General features: G+C 64.1%; 16 protein-coding genes. 11 read left to right on the plus strand and 5 right to left on the minus strand.

Annotation, left to right across the window (positions count from 1 at the left end; translation table 11 throughout):
- Positions 1-274 precede the first annotated feature (274 nt).
- Together C100_RS33160 and C100_RS33165 are read left to right on the plus strand one after the other, a co-directional pair.
- Positions 275-1540, plus strand: a complete 1266-nt coding sequence (locus C100_RS33160; protein ID WP_024019336.1) for an amidohydrolase family protein — start codon at positions 275-277, stop codon at positions 1538-1540.
- Positions 1541-1817: 277 nt separating this feature from the next.
- Positions 1818-2102 carry a hypothetical protein gene (locus tag C100_RS33165; RefSeq protein ID WP_031309127.1) on the plus strand — a complete coding sequence of 95 codons (285 nt, stop codon included), beginning with the start codon at positions 1818-1820 and terminating at the stop codon, positions 2100-2102.
- 100 nt (positions 2103-2202) lie between these two features.
- On the opposite strand, the gene C100_RS33170 is transcribed toward C100_RS33165, so the two are convergent.
- The gene (locus tag C100_RS33170; protein ID WP_031309129.1) at positions 2203-3360 is read right to left on the minus strand and encodes a thiolase family protein; all 1158 of its coding nucleotides are present in this window, start codon (positions 3358-3360) and stop codon (positions 2203-2205) included.
- 270 nt (positions 3361-3630) lie between these two features.
- On the opposite strand from C100_RS33170, the gene car reads away from it, so the two are divergent.
- The 4 genes from car to C100_RS33185 all read left to right on the plus strand — a co-directional run bounded on the left by car (position 3631) and on the right by C100_RS33185 (position 11007).
- Entirely contained in the window at positions 3631-7158 is a 3528-nt protein-coding gene (car, locus tag C100_RS33175; RefSeq protein WP_024019339.1) for a carboxylic acid reductase, read from the plus strand.
- Positions 7159-7281: 123 nt separating this feature from the next.
- Positions 7282-8943: an FAD-binding protein gene (locus C100_RS33180; protein ID WP_024019340.1), complete on the plus strand. Its 1662-nt coding sequence runs from the start codon at positions 7282-7284 to the stop codon at positions 8941-8943.
- Positions 8944-9012: 69 nt separating this feature from the next.
- The gene (locus C100_RS47455; RefSeq protein ID WP_024019341.1) at positions 9013-9708 is read left to right on the plus strand and encodes a TetR/AcrR family transcriptional regulator; all 696 of its coding nucleotides are present in this window, start codon (positions 9013-9015) and stop codon (positions 9706-9708) included.
- 72 nt (positions 9709-9780) lie between these two features.
- The gene (locus C100_RS33185) at positions 9781-11007 is read left to right on the plus strand and encodes a cytochrome P450 (RefSeq protein WP_052028251.1); all 1227 of its coding nucleotides are present in this window, start codon (positions 9781-9783) and stop codon (positions 11005-11007) included.
- 64 nt (positions 11008-11071) lie between these two features.
- Here C100_RS33185 and C100_RS33190 read toward each other — a convergent pair whose 3' ends face one another.
- Positions 11072-11602 carry a nuclear transport factor 2 family protein gene (locus C100_RS33190; protein ID WP_024019343.1) on the minus strand — a complete coding sequence of 177 codons (531 nt, stop codon included), beginning with the start codon at positions 11600-11602 and terminating at the stop codon, positions 11072-11074.
- A 156-nt stretch (positions 11603-11758) separates the two neighbouring features.
- Positions 11759-12430, minus strand: a complete 672-nt coding sequence (locus C100_RS33195; protein WP_031309135.1) for an SDR family NAD(P)-dependent oxidoreductase — start codon at positions 12428-12430, stop codon at positions 11759-11761.
- Between the two features lie 124 nt (positions 12431-12554).
- On the opposite strand from C100_RS33195, the gene C100_RS33200 reads away from it, so the two are divergent.
- On the plus strand, positions 12555-13445 hold the full coding sequence (locus tag C100_RS33200) for a MaoC/PaaZ C-terminal domain-containing protein (protein ID WP_084625347.1): 891 nt from the start codon (positions 12555-12557) through the stop codon (positions 13443-13445).
- Between the two features lie 73 nt (positions 13446-13518).
- Here the strand turns inward: C100_RS33200 and C100_RS47460 are convergent, their stop codons facing one another.
- The gene (locus tag C100_RS47460) at positions 13519-14190 is read right to left on the minus strand and encodes a TetR/AcrR family transcriptional regulator (protein WP_024019346.1); all 672 of its coding nucleotides are present in this window, start codon (positions 14188-14190) and stop codon (positions 13519-13521) included.
- A 154-nt stretch (positions 14191-14344) separates the two neighbouring features.
- Here C100_RS47460 and C100_RS33210 point away from each other — a divergent pair, with 154 nt between their 5' ends.
- Together C100_RS33210 and C100_RS33215 are read left to right on the plus strand one after the other, a co-directional pair.
- Positions 14345-15811 carry a hypothetical protein gene (locus C100_RS33210; protein WP_052028252.1) on the plus strand — a complete coding sequence of 489 codons (1467 nt, stop codon included), beginning with the start codon at positions 14345-14347 and terminating at the stop codon, positions 15809-15811.
- A 22-nt stretch (positions 15812-15833) separates the two neighbouring features.
- Positions 15834-17312 carry an acyl-CoA reductase gene (locus tag C100_RS33215; RefSeq protein WP_024019348.1) on the plus strand — a complete coding sequence of 493 codons (1479 nt, stop codon included), beginning with the start codon at positions 15834-15836 and terminating at the stop codon, positions 17310-17312.
- A 96-nt stretch (positions 17313-17408) separates the two neighbouring features.
- Here C100_RS33215 and C100_RS33220 read toward each other — a convergent pair whose 3' ends face one another.
- Positions 17409-19862, minus strand: a complete 2454-nt coding sequence (locus C100_RS33220; protein ID WP_084625348.1) for a TonB-dependent receptor — start codon at positions 19860-19862, stop codon at positions 17409-17411.
- 234 nt (positions 19863-20096) lie between these two features.
- On the opposite strand from C100_RS33220, the gene C100_RS33225 reads away from it, so the two are divergent.
- Together C100_RS33225 and C100_RS33230 are read left to right on the plus strand one after the other, a co-directional pair.
- Positions 20097-21224 carry an acyl-CoA dehydrogenase family protein gene (locus tag C100_RS33225; RefSeq protein ID WP_024019350.1) on the plus strand — a complete coding sequence of 376 codons (1128 nt, stop codon included), beginning with the start codon at positions 20097-20099 and terminating at the stop codon, positions 21222-21224.
- A 14-nt stretch (positions 21225-21238) separates the two neighbouring features.
- Positions 21239-22492 (plus strand): acyl-CoA dehydrogenase family protein, encoded by a 1254-nt coding sequence (locus C100_RS33230; RefSeq protein WP_024019351.1) that lies wholly within the window; start codon positions 21239-21241, stop codon positions 22490-22492.
- Positions 22493-22542 lie beyond the last annotated feature (50 nt).

The following is a 22542-nucleotide window of genomic DNA, read 5'->3' on the forward strand; positions in this document are numbered from 1 at the left end:
CGCTTCAAATCGAAACCGCCGAAGGCCGGCGGGAACGGCACGACCCCTCTTGATGGACTCGTCACCCAAGGCGGGTCGCCTGCGGCTGTTCCGCTGCATGCTGCTGTCGGATTGTCTCCTGACCCAAGGTCACCGGCTGGAAAGAAGCGCGCCTTTTCAATGCCCGTTACACGCCCGCAAACCCATATAGCGCCCCAGCGATGACGCTGACCCCGCAGTTGAAGTCCATGGCGCGGACTGCGAAATTGGAAGCTGAAACTTATTGGAGCATGAAATGGCAGAGGACCAGACGGCGGAGCTTTCGACTTCAGCCAAGAAATATTGGTCGGACGAGGGATTTTCCGACGGCGGCGTGCTGCGCGAAGTCGATTACAGCGCCGAATCGCGTGGTCTCGATCCCAGCCTCCAGGGCATCAAGATCGTCGATTGCGACACCCACATGACCGAAGCGCCCGACCTGTTCACGTCGCGCTTCCCCGCGCGGCTCAAAGACCGGGCACCCTATATCCAGCGCAAGAACGGCGTCGATCGCTGGTTCGTGGGCGACCGCGACTTTGGCTCGACCGGCGGCAATGTGATCCGCGCGGACAACCACAAGCTGCTCGGCCGTCTCGCCTTCCCCAAGCTGGAACAAGGGCATCCGGGCGCCTGGGAAATGAAGCCGCGGCTCCAGGCGATGGACGACATGGGCGTCCATGCCCAGATCTGCTATCATAATTCGGGTGTCACCCAGGCCGGCTCGCTGATGTCGCTGGGTGACAATGAACTCGCGATCGAAGTGCTCAAAACCTATAATGACGCCGGCGCGGAACGGCAGAAGGCGTCGGGCCAGCGCCTCTTCACCATGGGTCACCTGCCCCTGTGGGACAAGGCGGCGATGGAAGCCGAGGCCAAGCGCTGCATCGACATGGACATCAAGGGCTTCGTGCTGCCCGACACGCCCGAGCGGCTGGGCCTGCCCTCCTTCGTCGATGATTATTGGACGCCCACGCTGGACATCCTGTCGGAAAGCGGCCGTCCGATCAATTTTCACCTCAACGCTGCGATCAACCCGGCCGACCTTGCCTGGCAGGGCATGGGTTTTGAGCAGACGCTGTCGATCGCATCGACCATGTATTCGATCGGCAATGCAGCGACGCTGGGCAACTGGATCGTCAGCGGCCGGCTGGATCGCCACCCCAAGCTGAAGATCGGTCTGGTCGAAAGCGGCATGGGTTGGGTGCCGTTCGCGATTGAAGCCTATGAGCATCAGTTCAACGAAATGCTGCCCAACGGCTCCAAGCTGCTCAGCCGCCGGCCCAAGGAATATTTCCGTGACCATTTCTGGGTCACCTTCTGGTTCGAGGAAGTCGGCCCCAAGCTGCTGCTGGAGGAAATCGGCGTCGACAAGGTGTTGTTCGAGACCGACTATCCGCACCCGACCTCGCTCTATCCGGGGGTTCAGCAGCATATCCTGAAGACGCTGGGCGGCTTTGACCATTCGGTGCGCAAGAAGGTGCTGGAAACCAACGCGGTCAAGCTGTTCGACCTGCCTTTCTGAGGCAAGGTCGATGATGCCCGCGCCACTGACCGGCGCGGGCGCAACCGACGGAGGCACCGCAGCGGTGGCCCAAGATGCTCGGGCATTGGCGCGCCGTCGGGGCGATATCATGCCCCACCTTCTCGCGTCAGGACAGGTGGAGCAACCTTGTCCCCAAAGCGATGAACAATTGGCCTGAATCGATCATTGTTCCGATTGTCGCCGTTTTGCGCGTCCTGCGAGACGCTGGCTGTTCCAGCCGCCTTCAGAAGACTCCGTTGACCATTTGGGAATGTCCATGACCGAAGACCGCACAACCGGCGTTCGCGCCGCCGCCGACCGGATCATTGAATTGGAAGAGGAGCTGGAAGTGTCCGGGGATGCTGTCGTCGACGGCGATCCGTTGGCGCAAGCCAGGGCGGCGCTGCACGCCTGGATCGACGCCATGACCGGCGTGGTCGTCACGCCCGCGCTCGGCCGGGTCACTCTGATCCATGGCAATGGCACCCGCTCGACAATCAGCTCGCCGGAACTGCCCTTCGCCATGTCGGCGCCCATGAAGGCGGGGCGACAGGAGGACTGAGGCCCGTCATTCAAGCAGGCCGATCGTCCGCCGGCCGGTCATGCCGCTCGCAGTGCCGCGGGCCGGCGCCCCGCCGTTCGCTGTATGATCGGCCGGGCGATCAGTCCCGCGCCAGCAGCAGCGCGGTCGCGAGCGGACCGCCACCCGATGCGGCGACGGCGACCCTGGGATCGCCGGCGATCTGTCGGTCGCCCCCGGCGCCGCGCAGTTGCACCACCGCCTCATGCGCGAAGCCGAACCCGTGAAGCCGCCCCGCGCCGATCTGCCCCCCGGCGGTATTCAACGGCAGTTCGCCGTCCAATGCGATGCGCTGCCCGCCCTCGATAAAGCGGCCGCCCTCCCCCACTTCGCAAAAGCCCAGCCCTTCCAGCCAGGTGATCGCGTTGAAGCTGAAGCCGTCATAAAGCTGGGCCGTATCGACATCATCGACGCTATAGTCGGTGCGGGTCCACAGATCCTGTCCGGTCGGATAGGCCGCGACCCATTCGGCCTGGTCCCAGCTATGCCGTTCGACCACGCCGGCGCTGGCGGCGATGCGGATCGGGGTCGCGCTGATTTCGTCGAGCGCGTCGCCGGCCGACACGATCAACACTGTGGAGGCATCGGTGAAGCGGTCGCAGTCATAGAGGCAGAAGGGCGTGGAGATCATGCGGGAGGACAGATAATCCTCCATCGTCAGCGGCTTGCGGACCAGCGCGCGGGGATTGCGCATGGCGTTGGCATAGGCGGTGAGGGAAATCTGCCCGAGCTGCTCGCGGGTCAGGCCGTAGCGTTTCACATGGCGCATCGCATATTGCGCGATCCAGTTCGCCGCCGACGCTGCATGAAAGGGCGCCGTCCATTGTGAGCTGCCGGACACTTTCGCCCGGCGATGGGACGGATATTCGTCGGGGCGCGCCAGCGCGGCGGCTTCATACAGGGTGCGAAAGCAGATGATGTGCCGGGCCAGGCCCATGCGAATCGCGCCTACGGCGGCGACCACCGCGCCCAGTTGCGACGTCAGTTCAGCACCGCCCTGATGCCAGGTCGGCCTGATCCCCAGTGCGTCGATCAGGTCGTCCGAGCCGATGGGGGAATTGCCGAGGTAATTGGGCGTCTTGCCGGGATAGGTGGACACGCCGTCAATCTGCCCGATGGTCAGCCCTGCATCCGCGAGCGCTTCCTTCACCGCATCTACGGTCAGCAGCATCGGGTGCCGTGCAAGGCGGATGCCGACCTCTGACTGGCCCACGCCGGTAATATAGGCTTCGATCGTCATCCGCACAGCTCTCCTTCGCCAGCGCCCTGGCGCAGCACGCTATATCGACTGCCTAGCGCCACGCGGGCAGGCACCGAAAGGCCGCACCGTTGCGATACCGCCATGGCGATGACCGCTCAACCCTCCACATGGTTTTCCCGCGGAAATGCGCCAAGCGGCAAACAGCGCGGTAGCGGGCCGATCGTATAAACCAACCAGTTGGTTGTAATCACCATCAGCTTGTGCATGTTACCTGTCATCTGGACAGACAAGGGTGAGACGGAGGCGAATATGGCAGTGGTGGAAATGGACGATAGCGTATATGCGCAGCGCAAGGCCGACCGGATCGGCATGTTGATGGCGCGCGATACGCAGTTCCGTGACTCGGCACCGCTGGATTCGGTAGTGGCGGCCAAGACGCGGCCGGGCCTGAGCGTGGCGGAGGCGATGGCCACGGTGATGGAAGGCTATGCCGACCGGCCCGCGCTGGGCCAGCGGGCGCGTGAGCTGGTCATGGACCCTGCGACCGGACGTCATATGCTCAAGCTGCTGCCCCGGTTCGAGACGATCAGCTATCGCGATTTGTGGGCCAATGCGCGCGCGATTGCCAGCGAGTGGCATCATAACGGCGCAAATCCCCTCAGCCCCGGCGACTTCGTGTGCATCCTGGGCTTCACCAGCCCGGACTATGCGACCCTGCTGCTCGCCAACACCCATCGTGGTGCGGTCAACGTGCCGCTCCAGACCAGCGCGCCCGCCAGCCAGCACGCCGCGATCATTGCAGAGACCGAGCCGCGCATCCTGGCCACCAGCATCGACTATGTCGACAATGCGGTGGACGCGGTGCTGGCGGGCATCACCCCTCCCCGGCTCGTCGTGTTCGATTTCGACGAGCGCGACGATGACCATCGTGACGCGCTGGCGGAGGCCCGCGCGCGGCTGACGCGCGAAGGTCGGGCGGTCGTCGTCGATACGCTGGGCGAGGTGATCGCGCGCGGTCGTTCTATGGAGGAACCGTCGCTCTACAAGCCCGCCGAGGGTGAAGACCCGCTCGGCTGGCTCTTCTACACGTCCGGTTCGACCGGCACGCCCAAGGGGGCGATGTTCACCCATTCGTTGTGCATGAACACATGGACCGGCCATAATCCCATGACCGCGATCACGCTCAGTTTCATGCCGATGAGCCATCTGGTCGGAAATGGCTATTTGCTGATGGCGCTTTCCAACGGCGGGACAAGCTATTGCTCGCCCAAAAGCGACCTGTCCACGCTGTTCGAGGATCTGGCGCTGGTGCGGCCGACCCAGGCCTCTCTCGTTCCGCGCGTGTGCGAAATTTTCTATCACCGCTTCCTGTCCGACGTCGATGCGCGCGTCGCGGCCGGGATCGACATCGCCACCGCCGAGGCGGAGGTGAAGCGCGACATGCGCGAGCGGCTGCTGGGCGGACGCCTGGTCTCGGTCGGCTGCGGATCGGCCTCGCTCGCGCCGGAAACCTATGCATTTATGGAATCCATGCTCGATACCCATATGGCGATCGGCTATTCCTCCACCGAAATGGCGGGCGGCACGGTGCTGGTCGACTGGAAGGTCCAGCGGAACCAGGTGATCGACTATAAACTCGCTGACGTGCCCGAACTGGGCTATTTTTCCACCGACAAGCCGCATCCGCGCGGCGAACTGCTGGTGAAGCCCAGCCGGTTCATGGGCGGCTATTATAAACGGCCCGATCTTACCGCGGAAAAGATGGATGCCGACGGCTATTACGCCACCGGCGACGTCATGGCGGAACTGGCGCCCGACCATCTGGTCTATGTCGATCGCCGCAACAACGTCATCAAGCTGTCGCAGGGCGAATTCGTCGCGATTTCCCGACTGGAGGCGCTTTACGTACACAGTCCCGCGATCCGCCAAATCTATCTCTACGGCACCAGCGAGCGCGCCTTTCTGGTCGCGGTGATCGTGCCCGGCGAGGAACTGGCGGAACGCCTTGGCGCGCCGGGCGGGCATGACGCGGTGAAGGCCGAACTGCGCCGGGCGTTGCAGCAGATCGCCGAGAAGGAGCGGCTCAACGGCTATGAAGTGCCGCGCGACTTCCTGATAGAGACCGAGCCTTTCAGCCTGCGCAACGGCTTGCTGTCCGAAGTCGGCAAGCATCAGCGGCCCAAGCTCAAGGATCGCTATGGCGAGAGGCTTGAACAAATTTATACGCAGCTGGCGCAGGACCAGGTCGATGTGCTGCGGTCATTGCGCGCTGGCGGCGGCGATATGTCGGTGCTGGACGCCGTCAACCGCGCCACCCAGGCAACGCTGGGCGTCGGCGCAAGCGACGTCCGGCCCGATGCGCGCTTCGTGGAGCTGGGCGGCGACTCGCTCGCCGCGCTGACCTTCTCGACCTTGCTTGAGGAGATATTCGGCGTGGAGGTGCCGGTAGGCGTTATCATCGATCCCACCGGCAGCCTGCAACGCATCGCCGATTATATCGAGGTGGCGCGCGGCACGGGCGACAGCGCGCGGCGGCCGACCTTCGCGTCCGTCCATGACGCGGACAGCGCGCTGGTCGAAGCGAGCGACCTTGCGCTTCACAAATTCATCGACGAAGCGACACTGGCCGCCGCCCCTGCCCTGCCGCCGCCGGACGGAGAAATCCGCACCGTGTTTATGACCGGCGCGACCGGCTATCTCGGCCGCTTCCAGGCGTTGGCCTGGCTGGAGCGGCTGGCGACGACCGGCGGCAAGCTGATCTGCATCGCGCGCGGCGCCAACGCGCAGGAGGCGGGGGCGCGGATCGAGGCGGCGCTCGACAGCGACGAGACGCTGCTGGACCATTTCCGCACCCTGGCGGCCGATCATCTGGAAGTGCTGGCCGGCGACATTGGCCTGCCCAATCTTGGGCTGGACGCGGCAAGCTGGACGCGGCTTGCCGAAACGGTCGACCTGATCGTCCATCCGGCGGCGCATGTGAACCATCTCCTGCCCTATAACCAGCTGTTCGCGGCCAATGTGGCGGGAACGGCCGAGCTGATCCGGCTTGCCATCAACACCCGGATCAAGCGACTCAACATCCTCTCGACGCTGGGCATCAACACGGTGGCGCAAATGCTGGTCGACGAAGATGGCGATGTGCGGGTGACGATCCCGCGCTGCACGATGAACGACAGCTATGCCAATGGCTATGGCATCAGCAAATGGGCGGGCGAGGTTCTGCTGCGTGAAGCATTCGACCTTTGCCGCGTGCCCGTGTCCGTGTTCCGCCCAGGCATGATCCTGGCGCATAGCCGCTATGCCGGCCAGCTCAACGTGCCGGACATGTTTACGCGGCTGCTCTACAGCCTGGCCGTTACCGGCCTTGCGCCAGGCTCCTTCTACGCCGCCGACACCGCCAATGGCCGCCCGCGCGGCCGTTATGAAGGCTTTGCCGTCGATTTCCTGGCCGACGTCCTGACCGCGATCGGCGCCAGCGATCGTCCCGGCTATCACAGCTATAATCTGGCCAGCACGCATGAGGATTGCAGTTCGCTCGACGATTTTGTCGACTGGATGGTCGAGGCGGGATGCCCGATCGAGCGGATCGACCAATATGACGCCTGGATCGACCGGTTCGAAACCGTGTTGCGCGCGCTGCCCGACGATCAGCGCCAGCAATCGGTGCTCGCCATCCTAGACCCCTATCGTCATCACCAGACGCCGGGGGGACGGATGCATTTGCCCGCCGAGCGGTTCCGCGCCGCGGCGGAAGCGGCGGGCTTTGACGTCCCCGCCGTGTCGAAAGCGCTGATCGCCAAATATGTCGAGGATCTGCGCCATTTGAAGCTGCTCTGACCCGGCCGGCCCGCCGGGGCGATGCCTGCGTCCCGGCGCGCGCCAGCCTTGCCAGCCCCAACGCCGGCCCGGCATAAGAACAGGATGATCGCCGGATCAACAGGCAGAGGGAGAGGACGGCGCGTGGACCAGGACCGCACCGACTATGATTTCATCATCATCGGCAGCGGCGCCGGATCGGTGATCGCATCCCTGGTGCTCAAGGATGCGGGCAAGACCGCGCTGATCATCGAGAAGGAAGCGACGTTCGGTGGCTCCACCGCGCTGTCGGGAGGCGTCGTCTGGGTGCCATGCAATGCGCCGGGCCGCGAGGCGGGCGTGCGCGACCGCCCTGACCTCGCCCGCGACTATCTCGACGCCTGCGCCGGCCCGCTCACCAAGGGATCGAGCCGCGCGCGTCGCGACGCCTTCCTAGATCAAGCGCCGGCGGCGATCGACTATCTGCGCGCCAAGGGCATGAAACTCGTCCATGCCGAAGGCTATGCCGACTATCATGAAGGCGAATATCCCGGCGGCCTGCCGCGCGGCCGCGCGATCGTGCCGGCCATTTTCGACATGAATGATCTGGGCGAGGCCGCGTCGATGATCGGCTGGTCGCCTGCGGTCCCGCCGGTGATGACGCATGAGGCGGGCAAGCTCACCCTGTATGGCCGCACGCTGGCCAGCAAGAAGACCCTCGCCACCGTCGGCTTGCGGATGATGCAGAACCGCCTGCGCGGCAAGCGTCTGGTCGGCATCGGCCTGTCGCTTCAGGGGCGTCTGCTCCAGATCGCGCTGCGGAACGACCTGCCGATCCTGCTCGATACGCCGGTCACTGACCTGCTGGTGGAGGATGGCGCGGTCACAGGCGTCACCGTCATGCGCAACGGGCGCAAGACCGTCCTGCGCGCACGTTCGGGCGTGCTGATCAACGCCGGCGGCTTTGCCCGCAACGCGCAGATGCGCGCGCAACATCTGCGCCAGCCATCGGACCCGCGATGGACCGTCAGCAATGCCGGCGACACGGGCGAAATGCAGCAGGCGGCGATGGCGCTGGGCGCCGATGTGGAGAATATGGACCTGTGCTGGTGGGTGCCCGGCACGCTGCTGCCTGACGGGAGCCCCAATGTCTCAGTGTTCGAACATGCCCGGCCCCATGCCATATTGGTCGATCAGCAGGGTCGCCGCTTCACCAACGAAGCGACATCCTATGTTCGCCAAGGGCTGGACTTCTACGCGCGGCATCAGGCGGAGCCGGCGATTCCCGCCTGGATCATCATCGATGCCCGCCATCGCAAACGCTATATGTTCGGCCAGGCCATGCCGGGCAAGACGCCCGAAACATGGTTTGAGAGCGGCTATATGAAGCGGGCTAACACTATCGGCGCACTGGCGGAGCAATGCGGCATCCCGGCCGATGCCCTGCGCGCCGAGATCGACCGCTTCAACGGCTTCGCCCGCAATGGCCGCGACGAGGATTTCCACCGCGGCGAAGGGGCCTATGCCCGCTATCTGGGCGATCCGACGCACAGGCCCAACCCGTCGCTCGGCACGATCGAGCAGGCGCCCTTCTACGCGGTCGCTTATTATCCCTGCGACGTGGGCACCTGCGGCGGCTTGGTCACCGACGAACATGCGCGGGTGTTGCGGCAGGATGGCACGCCCATCGCCGGCCTCTATGCCTGCGGCAATTCCACCGCATGCGTGTGCGGGCCGTCCTATCCCGGCGCGGGCGCCAGCATCAGCGCGAGCCTGACCTTCGGCTTTGTCGCCGCCCGCCACGCCGCTCGCCCGAACGATTGTTGATGGACATGACGCTAGGGGCGCTCCACCCCCTGCCCTTGCTGCGCCGACCGTAGCCTGACAAGAGGGGGCATGGCGTCATCTAACAAGGATATCGGGCTGCCGGTAGGCGAGGCGAAGCGGGCGCCACGGGGTCGGCCGCGCAAGATCGACGAAGCGGATCGTCACAACCGGATATTGGCCCACGCGCTCGATGAATTCACCACCCACGGGTTCAGCGGGACGTCGATGGAGTCGATCGCGCGCCGCGCCCAGATCAGCAAGATGACGCTCTACAAATATTTCGGGAACAAGGAGGGCCTGTTCCGCGCGCTCGGCCTGAAGGCCAGCCGTCCGGTGCAGGAGCGCGTCGCGGCGGTCGCGACCGCCGGTCGTCCTGTCGCCGACACATTGCGCGATTTTGCCCGCGCCATCCAATATCAGGAACGCGACCATCTGGCCTTTGGCATGTTGCGCCTCGCCGTCTTTGAACAGCATCGCTTTCCACTCATCGCCGCGGCGGTTTATCAGTCCGGCCTGGATACGCTGACGCCGCTGCTGCGCTATATGGACGGCCTGATCGCCGACGGTGCCCTGCGGCAGGAAGATCCCGAAGAAGCCATGGTGCAATTTTGCGCCCTGGTGACGCGGGGTCACCGTTTCCTGCTGGTGGACGACGTCGATCATGTCGCGCTGGACCAGTTCATCGAACGGTCGGTCGCCCTGTTTCTGCGCGGCATGGCTGCCGATGGAATCGCTAAAGTCCGGCCCGACATTGACTCAAATTAAATAGACGGTATCGTCCATATATACTATGGTGCAGGCAAGGCAGGCCTGCGCTTGCGATGGTAGGGGATGACAATGGCGACGACGGCAGAATCACTTTCCGTGCCCAGCTATGTGCCGCACGATCGGGTCGTGCATTTCGACATCTACAATCCGGCGCCTGACGGCGGCGACGTCACCAATGCGTGGAAAGCGTTGCGGGACGTATCGAAGCCGATCATGTGGACGACGGCCAATGGCGGCCACTGGCTGACGACCAATGGCGAAATGCTCCGCGCGGTATTGCGCAATCACAAAACCTTCTCTTCGGCGATTATCATGGCGCCGCGCGAAGCGGGCGGCCTGTCGGACCTGCTGCCGATCACGGCCGATCCGCCGCGTCACTTGCCGCTGCGTGCGCTTCTCAACGAAGCGCTTTCGCCCCGCGCGATCCAGAAGATCGAGGCGGAATTGCGGGTCTATGCGCGCGAATTGATCGAAGGCTTCAAGGACAAGGGCGAGTGTGACTTCATGGCCGATTTCGGCCGTCACTTCCCGATCGGCGCCTTTTTCCGCCTCGCCCATCTTCCGATGGAAGATTATGCCCAGTTGGCGGATTGGATGGCGACCATCTTCCATCATGGTCATTCCGACGGTTCAGTGTCTCAGGAAGACATTATGAACCGCTTCGCCGATTATCTGCGGCCGATCATCGCCGCGCGGCGGGATAATCCGGGCGACGATCTCATCAGCGCGGTGGCGTCGGGCAAGATCAACGGCGAGCCGGTCGACAGCGAGATCGCGATCAAGATTTGCCGGACGCTGGTTCTTGCGGGTCTGGACACGGTGATGGCGCTGATGTCCTTCACCATGCATTATCTGGCCGGCGACCCCGAACTCCAGCAGCGGCTCGCCAACAATCCCGGGGACGTACCGCGTGCGGTCGACGAGTTCGGTCGCCGCTTTCCGATCGGCATCAACATGCGCGTGCTGACGTCGGATATCGAACTGGACGGCGTCACCTTGCAGGCCGATGACCTGATTGCCACGCCGATCATCCTGCACGCGCTGGATGAAACCGAATATGCCGATCCCGAACGCATCGACATCGACCGTGAATCGGGCGGCCATACCAGTTTCGGCGCGGGCATCCACCGCTGTGCCGGCACCTTCCTGGCGCGGGCCGAAATGCGCGTGATGCTGGAGGAATGGCTGAAGGCGATCCCCCGCTTTTCCTTGCGGCCGGATGCAGAGATCAAGGTGTCGGTCGGGTTCACGACGGCCATTTTCCAGCTGCCGCTGCGCTGGGATGTGGCGAGCTGATCGGCTGACATAAGGGGGGAGTAGCCGGCGGCGGGCGGTCCCCGCCTCCGCTATTGCCGCGCCGTCAGTCGCGCGCGCCGCGGGCGAAGAGTCGATCGGACAGGATGGTCATGCTCGGATCGTCCTGCGGCGCGGGACGGGGCGAAAGGGGCATCGTCATCGGCAGCAGGTTGCGGAAATCATAGTTGACCTCCCGATGCGCGAAACGCCACTTGCCGTCCGTGCAGCGGCGATAGCGGTCGATATAGCGCACAGCCATCATATGCTGGCGCAGCCCGCCCGCGCCGTCGGGCTGCACGTCGCAGCCGATGCAATAGACTTCACCTTGCGCATCGTCCCCGTCGACCGCAATCAGGTGATTGCAGATATGATGGCCGCTGTAGAGCATCCGGGGCATCGCCCTGGCCATGAAATCGAGGAAGCCCGCCGCCGGGCCGCGATATGTGTCGGCATGATTGTCGACCGCATCATCGGTATAGAGCGAACGCAGCAGGTCGATGTCATTGCGATCGACGCCTCGGGCATAGAGCAGCACCAGTTCCCGGATCGCCTCCTTGTCCAGCAAGTGGGACAGGGCGTCGTCGCGGCTGGCCATGATCGTCTCTCCTCAGCCGGGACCATGAATGGTCCCGATCCTCGAGCAGGCTACGCCTGGCTGGCGCAGGGACAAGGATTTGCCGCGCCGATTCGCTACAATATCGCCAACGCGTTATTGCACGACATCAGGGCGGCATCGGCCGGGGCAGTGCTCTTAGCCGGCGAGGGAGAGCGGGATGCCGGCCCCCGTGATCGCCGCCGATTCCGCCGAGAGCAGGAATGCCACGACCCGCGCGACCGCCTCGGGCCGCACCCAGCCGGAACGGTCTGCGTCGGGCATGTCGGCGCGATTGGTCGGCGTGTCGATGATCGTAGGCAGGATGGCGTTGACCCGGACATTGCGGCTGCGCATTTCCTCGGCCAGGCTTTCGGTCAGCGCCCTTACCCCCGCCTTGGACGCGGCATAGGGGGCCATACCCATGCCCGGCTGCGCCGCGCCTGCCGCGCCGACATTCACGATCGCGCCACCCGCGGCGAGCAGATGGCCCAGCGCCGCGCGCGACGAGACCGCGGCAGTGCGCAGGTTCATGCGATACATGCGGTCCCAATTGTCGAGCGATCCGCCCTCCATCGGTTCCCACACGAAGCCGCCCGCGATGTTGACCAAGCCGTCGATCGATCCGAACTGCGCCGCAACCTGCGCATAGGCCGCCTCGACCGCCTGTTCGTCCGTCAGGTCGACGCCGCCGAGCGCCAGCCGCGCCTCGAACCCTTCGGGCGCGGGCGCAAGATCGACCGCCGCGACGGCGTGGCCGCGCGCACCCAGTTCGGCCACGACGGCCCGGCCCAGCGCGCCATAAGCGCCCGTCACGATAATATTGCCCATGTCGATCCCTCCCATAATTATCGCGCGCTTAGCGTGTTCGCCCGCCCGGTGCCAGAGGCTGGGGCGCAGTTGACGGGGCGGCGATGGAGCCGCATCAGCATTGAGACGATAGGAGAGATTGCCGATGGCACAGCCCTTGCTACCGATGGTGCGGCCTTTGCAGGCCGACACGCTCCTCGCCGACGGTCCTTGGGCGCAAAGCCATGGCTGGTCCGCGCGCGATGCGGTGATCTATAATCTGGGCATCGGTTTTGGCGCAGCGGCGGTCGATGACCCGCGCCTTCTGCCCTATGTGCTGGAAGAAGAAGCACTCGCCTTTCCGACCATGGCGGGCGTCGTCAACATGGACGATAGCCCCCTGCTCCGCCCGGCCTATGGCATAGACCTCGCGGGCATGTTGCATGGGGAAGAGGCGATGGAGATATTGCGCCCGCTTCCTGCGACCTGCCAGGTCGCCATCACGGCCGAGATCGAGCATTTGTGGGACAAGGGGGCAGAGCGCGGCGCGATCCTGCGGTTGCGGCGTACGCTGGTCGATACGGCCAACGGGGACGCGCTGGCGATCGTCCGGTCGACCCTGCTGCTGCGGGGCAATGGCGGGTTTGGCGGCAGCGCGGCAGGCGTGCCGCGCCAACGATTGGCGCCTGAGCGGCCGGCCGATGGCCGTATTTGCGCCACCACCCGACCGGAACAGGCGCTGCTGTATCGCCTGACCGGGGACCGCAATCCGCTCCATAACGATCCGCCTACGGCGCGGGCCGCCGGCTACCCCCGGCCGATCCTGATGGGCCTGTGCAGTCTGGGCATTGCGGCGCGGGTGCTGACCGCACGACTGGCTGACGGCGACGCCGCCTGCGTTCGCGCGATCGAGGTGCGCTTTGCCGGTATCGTCTTTCCGGGCGACAGCCTCGACATCCATTGGTGGACGCTGGCGGACGGCGCGTTTGCGTTCGAGGCGCGGGTGATCGCGCGCGATGCGCTGGTGCTGAGCGGCGGTCGCATCCGCTTTGGCTGACCGGACGTTTAGCCGAGCAATTCTGTGCGCAGGCGGATATTCTCCATCTCCACGAGACGGGCCAGTGCGTCCGTCACTCCTCCCCGCGTGGCCGGGCAAAGCCGGTCGTGATGATCGTCGCCACCTGTTCCGCCAGCTTCGCCGGGTCACAGGCCGCGCCCGACAGGTTGCGGTGCATCGCCAGCGCGAAGATCGTGCCGAACACCGCGAATTCCACCGTTTCCGGGTCCAGCGATTCGCGCGTCAGCGGCGCGATCGCCTCGGCGCGGGCACGCAGCAGCGGCAGCACCTGCTCGCGATACAGGAGTTTGCCCTGTTCCAGATCGGAAAACAGCGCCGCCGCCAGCAGCGGAAAAATGTCGAACATGGTCTCGATCTGCCGCTGGGTCTGGGTACGGCCCAGCGCCTGCATGTCCTCCAGCGTGGCCGCCGCCGCGTAACGCGGGATGCGCTCGTTCATGCCGCGCATCGTATCCAGCAGGGGTTTCACCACCGCTTCCTCGAACAATTCTTCCTTTGACGCGAAATGTTCGAAGAGCGTCGCCTGGTTCACTTTTGCCGCCTTGGCGATATCGCGGGTTCGCGCGCCTTTCAGGTTGGATTGGGCGAAGACCTGCTGCGCCGCCGCGATGATCTGCGCGCGGCGTTCGGGCGCGCGCAGATAGCTGCGGCGCACCCGCGGCGGCGCCGCCGGATCGGCCTTCGCCGCCTTTTTCCTCGGCTTTGCGCCCTCCTGGTCCGCCATGGTCTGTCCCTCAATGCATTGATGCCCTGGGTCTAGCCGGTCTCGCCGCCGCTGACAAACCAGCAATCAACCACATGGTTGATTCTTTTTAGGACCGCGCGCATGATCGGCCGGCGGGACTCGTCCCGCGCAACACAAAAAGAGGAGGGAGAGCATGGCGAGCATGGCGCAGACGAGCCAGGCCGGAACGACGAGCGCTCGGTCGGTGGAGGAACAGGCGCGCGCCTGGATGGATGATCCGCACGCCTATTTCGGCTATTCGACTACGCGGCTGCATTCAGTACCGCGTGCGCAGATGGAAGCGGTGCAGCTCGCCGCCATGAACCTGCGGCTGGCGGAACGACGCGGCCAGATTGCGGTGCTGGCCAAGCTCGCCGACGCGCAGGACATCGACCGCGTCGATACGCTCGACGCGATGGCGCCGCTGCTCCTGCCGCACGACATCTACAAATCCTACCCGATCTCGCTGCTGGCCAAGCAGCGCTTCGATCAGATCGCCAAATGGCTCGACCGGCTGACAGTCCACGACGTCACTCAGGTGGATACGGACGGCTGCGCCTCGATCGACGATTGGCTGATGCGCATCCAGGCGGCCACGCCGCTCGATGTCGCCACCTCCTCGGGCAGCAGCGGCACCTGTTCCTTCTATCCCAAGTCCAAGCGCGACTATCTGATCTCGATGACCGGGCTGCGCATCGACCTGCTCCAGCGTTTCGGCGTCGAGCCGACCGACGCCGACCTGCATGAGAAGATCCATGTCGTCTCGCCGGGCTATCGCGACGGCCATGCGACCAGTGGTCGCGGCCATCATTATACGAAGCAGGTTTTTTGCGGCGACGACGAATCCTTCCTGCACTGCGCCTTCAACTTCAAGATCAGCAGCGATCTCATGTGGCTGGCCGGGCGGCTGCGCGCCGCGGCGGCGGCGGGCGATGCCTCGCGCATCGACGTGCCGCCCGCGCTGCTCGCCCGCCGCGCCGAATGGGAAGCGGTGCAAAAGGACATGCCCGCCCAGCAGGCCGCCTTCATCCAGCAGGTGACAGCGCAACTGAAGGGTGAACGGGTGGCCGCGATGGGGCTTACCAACATGTTCTACACCGTTGCGAAGAAGGGGCTGGCCGATGGCATCATCGCCGATTTTGCTCCAGGCTCGGTGGTCATGGGCGGCGGCGGCGGGAAGGGTGTCGCGCTCGCCGAGGACGCCGAAGCGGTGATCTGCCAATTCTTCGGCGTCGACCGGATGCTGTCGGCCTATGGCATGACCGAAATCAACTGCCATTCCGTGCTGTGCGAGCATGATCGCTACCATGTGCCGCCCATGGTCACGCCCTATCTGCTCGACATCGACAGCGGCCAGCCCCTGCCCCGTTCGGGCGTGCAGACCGGCCGCTACGCCTTTTTCGACATGACGCATCAAAGCGCCTGGGGCGGGCTGATCACCGGCGACATGGCGACCATCGACTGGGATACGCCCTGCCCCTGCGGCCGGACAAGCTATGGCCTGGAAAAGCAGATTGGCCGCGTCAGCGACTTCCTCGGCGGAGAGGACAAGATCAGCTGCGCCGCCACGCCTTCGGCCCAGGCCGAAGCGATGGATTATCTGACCGCGATCGAAGCCTGACCTTTTTTCGAGAGTATTTGACATGACACAGCGACCCATTTCCTACGCCGTCATCCGTGGCCAGGTGGTCGAAAGCGATCTGGTCGAATTTGGCGGCCGGGGCGGCGACATCACTTTCCTCGCGCCCGATCCCCACAAGATTGTCGATCGCCTGCCGCTCGGCAGCCCGTCGAAGATGGAGGATCTCTACGATCTGAGCTTTGAGCAGATCCTCGATTTCCTGGAAGAACTGGGCGCGCATTGCGATGTGCGCAAGAATGACCTGCTGCTCGAAGCGCGCGAGATGAGCTATGCGACCGCGCCGACGACCAAGCCGATCATGGACGTCTTCTTCGATCACCTCCCCGCCATGTTCGACCGGGACCGGGTGCGGCGCATGTGTGAATTCAGCGTCGGTGTGCCCTATCTGGAAGGCTGGGTTCCGCGCGACATCAATGGCTCGCGCGTGTCGATCCGGGCCTATGGCGCCCGATCCCTCCATGTCGTTGCAGGGAACGGGCCGGTCATCGGCGCGCTCAGCATCCTGCGCGGCGCAGTGACGCGCAGCGATACACTGATCAAGGTGCCGTCCAACGATCCCTTCACCACCGGCGCGATCGCCCGCACCATGTGCCAGTTCGCGCCCGACCATCCCATCACCAAACATGTGGCGGTCGCCTATTGGCGCGGTGGCGACGAAGCATTTGAACAAAAGCTCTACCAACCCCACAATATCGAGAAGATCATTGCCTGGGGCGGTTTTGCCGGCGTCAAACATGTGACCAAATATATCCAGCCGGGACTGGAGCTGATCTCGCTCGATCCCAAGCGGAGCGCGAGCGTGGTGGGGGCCGAGGCGCTGGAAACGCCCGAGCAGCTTGAGGAAACCGCTTCCCGCATCGCGGTTGATGTCGCCACCGGCAACCAGACCGCCTGCGTCAGTTGCCGCATGTGCTATGTCCTGTGCGGCACGGACGAGGATGGTATCGAAACGCTCAAACGGCTGGGTCAGTTGGTTTACGAAGCGATGTTGCGCCTGCCGCAGGATATCAGCACCAAGCCCAAGCGCTATGATCCGGGTCTCAAGACACAAGTCGATGCGCTGCGGCTCAACGAGGACTGGTATACGGTGATCGGGGGGCAGGAAGGTGAAGGGGCGGTCATCGTCTCCCACACCGCCGATCGCGTCGATTTCTACGAATATCTCGCTGACCGCACGGTCAACCTGATCCCCGTCGATACGGTGGATGAAGTGCTGGCGGTGGTCGACGCCTATACCCAGACCATTGGCATTTTCCCCGAAACCCTGCGCGAGGAATTGCGGCACAAGATGGCGCTGCATGGCGGCCAGCGCTTCGTGCAGCTTGGCTATGCCTTCAACGGTCCCGGCCTTGTCGGCCCGCAGGATGGCATCGAACCGCTGCGCCGGATGTGCAAGTGGATCATTTCCGAAGAGCCGCTACCCACTCAGCGCAAGCCATTGTGGGAATGTGCCGAAGGCGAGGCCGCGATGGTGAGCTGAAATGCTCTGTTGGCCGCCGGGCGGCCAACTTCCGGGGAAAAAATCCGGTTCAAAAAAGGGGAAGTCCAGTGACGGGCTTCCCCTTTCCCCCGTTGATCAAAACCGGATCGTCGCGCGCGTCCAGAGTTCACGACCCCGGTCGACGCGGCACATGATCTCGTCCGTGCCAGCCGGACCGACCCCGGTCCCGCCCGTGATCTGACCCCCCAGCACCTGCCCCGCCTGCGCATTGATGTTGGTGCAACTGCCTGATGTGACCTGATCGGTCAGATTATTGCCGATCAGGGCGATTTCCCAGCGATTGTCGCGTCCGCGCAGGGTGATCGATCCGTTCAGCTTGACGAAATCCCGCTGATAGAAATCGGCACGATCGCCCAGCAGCGTGAGATATTTGGAGGAATATTGCCCATCCACGCCGAACTGGAGCGATTTTCCGCCGGCGATCGGCAAGTCATAGTCGGCCCCGAAGGTCGCCTGCCAGTCGGGCGCGCGCACCAGCCGGTCCCCGGTCAGATCCTGGGCGGTGTAAAGGCCGGTGACCGGGTTGAACACCTGGTCGCAACCATTGGCGATCGTCTGGCCGCCATAGCAGGGAACGCCGACCAGATCGGTGAAGCGGGCATGGTTCCAGTTGACCGCCGCGCGCAGGCTCAGCCCCTCGATCAGGGGTGAACGATAGGTCAGGTCGAAATCAAGGCCGTAAATGCGCGCCGATCCCGCGTTGATCGTGGTGTTCTGCGGCGCATTGCCCGGCGTGGTCGGCAGGCTGACGCCGACCTGCAACCCCTTATATTTATAATAATAGCCCGCCAGGTTGAGATAGAGCGCGCGGTCGGCGCTCCGCATTTTCAGGCCCAGTTCGCCGCCGCGCACCTCCTCATCGCCAAAGGACGGATCGACCCCGGTCGACAGGATGCGCGAAATGCTGAACGACCCGGATTTATAGCCCTGCTTATAGGAACCATAGAGCGTCAGGTCATCGGTCGGCGTGTAGGTGATGGTGAATTCGGGCGACAGGTTGTTCGACGAAATTTCGGGCTTGAACGTATATTTGTCGGGATTGGTCGGATCGTCGGGATCGGCAAGCGCGATCGGTATGGCCGTGCCCGTGGCCAGTCCCACGACCTCATCGGTGCGGGTCTCGTCGGTCCAGCGGACGCCGCCGGCCAGTTCCAGTTGAGGTGTGACTTTCCAGCGCACCTGCCCGAACAGCGACGCCGCCTCGATGTCCAGCGTGGACTTGTTATTGCCCAGCCGCGGCGGCAGCGGCAATCCGAGCTTGCGATTGGTGATGAGGTCCAGCCGGTTGGAAAGGCGACTATTCTGATAGAAGCCGCCGAGCGAGACGTTGATTGGCCCCGTAAAATCGGAGTCGAGCCGCAATTCCTGCGTGAAATCGCGGCGGTAGGCTTCGTTATAGGAGGAAAAAGGCGTCGCCGCAGGCGTTGTCGTGCCCTGGATCAGTCCGTCGCCATGAAGATGATAATAGCCGGTCGTGCTGGTCAGCGTGAGGGCGTCGGTGACATCATAGCCCATTTCCAGCGTGCCGAAGCGCTGGGTGTTGTTCTGGAAGGTCCGGCCATTATTGGGAACGCCGGGAAAGGCTGTGGGATCAATATCCGAAAGGTTGAGCGTGCGATCAAGCTTGCAATCCTCTCCCGCCAGAAAATCGAGCGTCGGGATGAGCGGCGCCGTGCCGTCCGGGCAGGATACAAACTGGGTCACCGCCCCGCCCTGCTGGCGATCGCGCGCATAATTGGCCTTCAGCCGCATAGTGAACTCGGGCGTAGGCTTGAAGATCACGGTGCCGCGCAAAATCAGCGACTTGGTTGCACCGAAGCGCGAACTGCGGGCTTGCTGGCCACCAATCGCCGTGTTGGCGATGGCGCGATTACGGAAATAGCCGTCCGAATCGGAATACATGGCCGCCAGCCGCACGCCCAGCGTGTCAGTCACAGGCCCCGACGCGATCGCCTCGTTGCGCCATTCGCGGCCTTCGAAATCATAGCCGGAACGGAGGCTGAATTCGGCTTCTGGACCGGGGTCGGCGGTATGGATCGCAATCACGCCGCCGGGGCTGTTCTTGCCGTAGAACAAAGCCTGCGGTCCCTTGAGCACTTCGATCTGGGTCAGGTCGAACATGCCTGCCTGAAAGGCGAGGCCCTGCGTCAGTTGCAGTCCGTCGATGTTGAGCGAGACCGACTGATCGACGCCCGCATCCAGCGTGGTCGTGCCCACGCCGCGAATCGACACTTGCGTGCCGATCGTGAGCACCTGATTGCCCAGCGATAGACCGGGCACCTTGGTCGCAATCGAACTGAGGTTGGTCACCTGGTAGCGGTCGACCAGTTCGCCCGATAGAACGGTTTCGACTACTGGCACTTTCAGGATTGATTCCTGCCGCTTGCGCGCGGTGACGATGATCTCGCCAGGGCTCGTTGCCACAGGCTCGGCCGCAGGCGCTGGCGGCTCCTGGGCGGCGGCGGGGGTGCTGTTCAACAGCAGGCCGATCGCGCTCGCGGACAGCAGCATGGACGTGCGAATAAGCATGAATCCCCTCTCCCAATTATCCGAGCTCTCCGGCCCTAAGCCATACTAACATTCTAGTAATCGATCGCAAGTGGCTTTGAGGAATTTCATTTGGTGCGCGCTATGGCTTATTTGCTCTGCTGCGTTTGATCGATACCGCGATACCCTGCCCCTGCTGGGGCCTTGTTCCATGTTTTCCGTGGCGCACCGCCCGCCGACTATGCTCTAAGCCGCTCAATTTCGCTGGAGAGATGCATGGACGTTGGCCTGACCGAAGACCAGATCGCGCTGCAGGAGACGACGCGCCGCTTTCTGGAAGAGCAGTCCCCGATCGGCGCATTGCGCCGACTGGCGGACAAGGATGAGAGCTTTGACCCCGCCGTTTGGCGACAGGGCGCCGAACTTGGCTGGGTGGGCCTCTTCGTGCCGGAAGACCATGGTGGCTTTTCCGAAGGCTTTCAGGGAGTGGTCGATGCCGCCATCGTTGCGGAGGAACTGGGCCGCGTCGTCTTTTCCGGTCCTTTCCATGCGGTCGCTACTGTCGCTTTCGCTGTCGCGCAGGCCGGATCGGACGCGCAGAAGGCCGCCCTTTTGCCGGCGCTGGTGTCCGGCGACGCGATCGCCGCCTGGTGCCTGAGCGGCACCGGCGCCCAGTCGGGCGTCGAGCCGGGTGGGCTTGCCGTAACCACGCGCGGCGACGACCATGTGATCGATGGCATCGCCGGCTATGTACAGGATGCCGCCATCGCCCAACATCTGCTCGTCACGGCACGCAGCGATGCGGGCCTGTCGCAATTTCTGATCCCGACCGATACGCCCGGCGTCACTATCCTCCCGCTCGAACTGGTCGATCTTGGCCGGCGTCTCGCGCATGTGCGCTTCGAGGATGTCGTCATCGGCGCCGAAGCGCTGGTCGGCGAAGCGGGGGCGGCCGCGGCGCAGGTGGAACGTCAGTTGCAGGTGGCGGTCGCGCTTCAGTGCGCCGAAACGGTCGGCGTGGTCGATCGCGCGCTGGAATTCACGCTCGATTATGTGAAGCAGCGCTATGCCTTCGGCCGTCCCATCGGCGGGTTCCAGGCGCTCAAGCATCGCCTGGCCGATCATGTCACGCAGTTGGAGGGCGCGAAGGCTGCCGCGGCCTATGCAGCCAAGGCGATTCAGGACGAGTCCCCCGATGCCGCGATCGCGGTGAGCGTCGCCAAGAGCCAGTGCGGCAAATGGGGAACGGAGATCGTGCGCGATTGCCTGCACATGCATGGCGGCATCGGCATGACCTGGGAACATGACATCCATTTTTATCTCCGCCGCGCCGTGTCGAACGAGGCCCTTTGGGGAACGCCGGCCGCGCATCATGAGCGGCTATGCGCGCTCGCCGGTCTTTGAAGGAGGGTCGCCTCATGAATACCGAGCATCTTGATACCGATGAGCAGCGCGCCTTCCGGCTGAAGGCACGCGAATGGATGGCTGGCCGCATGCCGCCGCGCGATCCTCAGGAAGAGCCATGCGACCTGGGTGATGGCGATCAGATCGCCAAGGACCGGCGTTCGCAACGGATTTTATGGGACGGTGGCCTGGCCGGTATCACCGTGCCGGCCGCCTATGGCGGCCAGGGCCTCGACAAGCGGTTCGAGGATATTTTCTTGGAGGAAGCGGAGCCCTATCGCTTGCCCTGGGTGTTTGGCAACGCCTTCAACATCGTGCTTCCCGACCTGCTCGCCCACGGCAGCGAGCATCTCAAGACGCTCTATATCCCGGCGATGCTGCGGGGCGAGCATATGTGGTGCCAGCTGCTGTCGGAGCCTTCCGGTGGTTCCGACCTGTTCGGCCTGCTGACCCGCGCGGAAAAGCGCGGCGACAAATGGGTCATCAACGGTTCGAAGGTCTGGACCTCCGGCGGGCATTTCTGCGACTATGGCATCTGCCTTGCCCGCACCGACCCCGCCGTGCCCAAACATCAGGGCCTCACCATGTTCATCGTCGACATGCGCGCGCCAGGCGTGACGATCAACCCGATCCAGCTGGTCCGCGGCGGCAGCCATTTCTGCCAGGAATTTTTCGATGATGTCGAAATTCCCGAGGACCATGTCGTAGGCGAGGTGAATGGCGGCTGGACCGTCGCCCAGACCCATCTCGCCCAGGAGCGCATCTCCATGGCGCGTGGCTGGCATATCGGCTTGCGCACGCCGGCCAAGGCGGAGACGATCGAGGTCCAGACATCCTATCTCGACACCGCCCGGCAACTGGGGCTGGAGAAGGACCGCCATGCCCGCGTGCTGATCGGTGAAGCGATCGCCATCGACGCGGTCTATGCGATGACCACCGCCCGCGTGGGCAAGGGCATTCGCAGCGGCGCGCTGCCGCCGACGAGCGGGGCGCTCTCCAGCCTGATGGCGGCCAACACCGCAGTGCGTCGCACCGCATTGCTGTCCGAACTGGTCGGACCGGCCGGCGTCGCCGTGCTGCCCGGCGAGGAAGAACCGGTGATCGGCATGGATCGCGTCTGCACCCACCGTATCGGTGGCGGCACGACGGAGATGCAGCGCAACATCATCTCCGAACGCCATCTCGAATTGCCGCGCGAACCAAGCCTGGACCGCAACCTGCCGTTCAACCAGCTCAAACATAATAGTTCGGCCATGGCGAAGTCGTGAAGGCCGGGGTGTCCCGGACACCCCGGCCTGTCCCCTGATCTGGAGGCGAA

Origin of the sequence: Sphingobium sp. C100, assembly GCF_000508185.1 — a bacterium.
Classification (GTDB): Bacteria; Pseudomonadota; Alphaproteobacteria; order Sphingomonadales; family Sphingomonadaceae; genus Sphingobium.